1 protein-coding gene and 1 pseudogene are annotated in these 1,843 nt (G+C 73.5%); both read left to right on the top strand.

All coding sequences use genetic code 11. The annotated features are described in order from the left end of the window. A pseudogene (locus ACWJ6R_RS35745) lies at window positions 1–992 on the top strand (hypothetical protein); the annotation flags it as partial. A 50-nt stretch (window positions 993–1,042) separates the two neighbouring features. Then, window positions 1,043–1,843: serine/threonine-protein kinase (locus ACWJ6R_RS35740; protein ID WP_449066448.1), on the top strand; the 801-nt coding region annotated here is incomplete at its 3' end.

Raw genomic sequence — 1,843 nt, 5'->3', positions numbered from 1 at the left:
CGTCCCCGTCCGGCGGCGCCGCTGAGGAGGGCCCGGCGGCCTCCGGCGGCCCGTCCGCCGCCTCCCCGTCCCCATCCCCGGACATCAGGAAGTACGTCAGGAGCCTGGTCCCCGAAGAGCCCGCCGAGCCGCCGGCCGTACCCGCGCCGAGGACCCGGCCCGCACCGGTACACCGGGACGGGTCCGCGCCCGGCCCGGCCGACCAGGAGCGGACGCGGCTGGGAACCGCCGCCTCCGCCGGGGGCGTCGGCCTCACCGCCCCTCCCCGGGGTCCGGCGCGCCTGCCCATCGTGGTGGGGGCCCTGGTGCTCGTGGGCGGCGTCGGCGTCTGGATCGGCATGAACAGCGGCGACGACGGCGCGGCGGGCACGGCCGGGCAGAGCCGGCCGAGCGCGTCCGCGCCCGCCGGGAGCCCCACGGAGCCCGGCGGGTCCGGCGAGTCCGGGGAACCCGGCGGTGGGGACTCCTCGCCCGACCCGTCCTCTCCCACGCCCTCCCCGTCGAAGAGCGAGAAGAAGACCGAGGACAAGAAGGACAAGGACAAGCCGGAGCTCCCCTCCGGCTGGCGCACGCACAAGGACCCCTTCGGGTTCTCGATCGGCCTGCCCAAGGGCTGGAAGGTCGAGAGGCGGCAGGGGACCCAGGTGAGGTTCCGCGGTCCCGACGACCGCAGGAGCTATCTCATGATCGAATACACCAATACCCCGGGTCCCGATTCGAAGCGGGACTGGGACGTGTACGAGCCCCAGGCCCGCGGCGGTTTCCCCGGCTACAAGCGCATCCGGATCGAGAAGGTCGACTACATGGAGGACGCCGCCGACTGGGAGTTCACCTGGGAGCCGGGCTACGGCAAGGTCCGCGTGCTCAACCGGGGGTTCATCACCAAGGGCGGCCGGGGATACGCGATCTACTGGCACACCCCCGCCTCGAAGTGGAAGAAGAACCTGAAGCTGTTCGAGGGCTTCGCCGCGACCTTCTCGTCGAAAAAGTGAAGTCCCGCCCGACCGGCTACGATTCGTGAGCCGGGGAGGGAGTCGAGGACATGACCGAACGGAGGGTCGCGGGCCGGTACCACCTGCTCGAACCCATCGGTGAAGGCGGGATGGGCGTCGTCTGGCGCGCCCACGACGAGCTTCTCGACCGGGTCGTCGCGGTCAAGGAGGTCAGCTACCGCGGAGTCGACGAGAAGGCGCGGGCCGACCTGAACCAGCGGACCGTCCGGGAGGCCAAGACCGCCGGCCGGCTCGACCACCCGTCCGTGATCATCGTGCACGACGTGGTCGAGGAGGGCGGGCGGCCCTGGATCGTCATGCAGCTGGTGCGCTCGCGCTCGCTGGGCGAGACCGTCCGCGAGCGCGGACCGCTCTCCCCTGACCGGGTGGCCGCCGTCGGGCTGAGCGTGCTGGGCGCGCTGCGGGCCGCGCACGCCGCAGGCGTGCTGCACCGCGACGTCAAGCCGGAGAACGTCCTGCTGGCCCACGACGGCCGGGTGGTGCTGACCGACTTCGGCATCGCCTCGACCTCCCACGAGCCGGGGATCACCCGGACGGGCGGGATGGTCGGCACCCCCGCCTTCCTGCCGCCCGAGCGGCTGCACGGCCTGCCCGCCACGCCGGAGTCGGACCTGTGGTCCCTCGGCGCCACGCTGTACGCGGCGCTGGAGGGCCGTCCGCCCTTCCACAAGGCCACGCCGGCCGCGACCATGATGGCCGTCCTGGCCGGCGAGCCGCCGCCCCTGACCCACACCGGCCCGCTGGCCTCGGCCGTCCTGGGGCTGCTGGCCAAGGAGCCGGCCGCCCGCATGAGCGCCGACGAGGCCGAGGCCCTGCTCACCCTCGCCGCT

It is taken from the genome of Planomonospora algeriensis (assembly GCF_977012225.1).
Note: the sequence above shows the minus strand (reverse complement) of the source record. Positions and strands in the feature narration are given on the sequence as shown.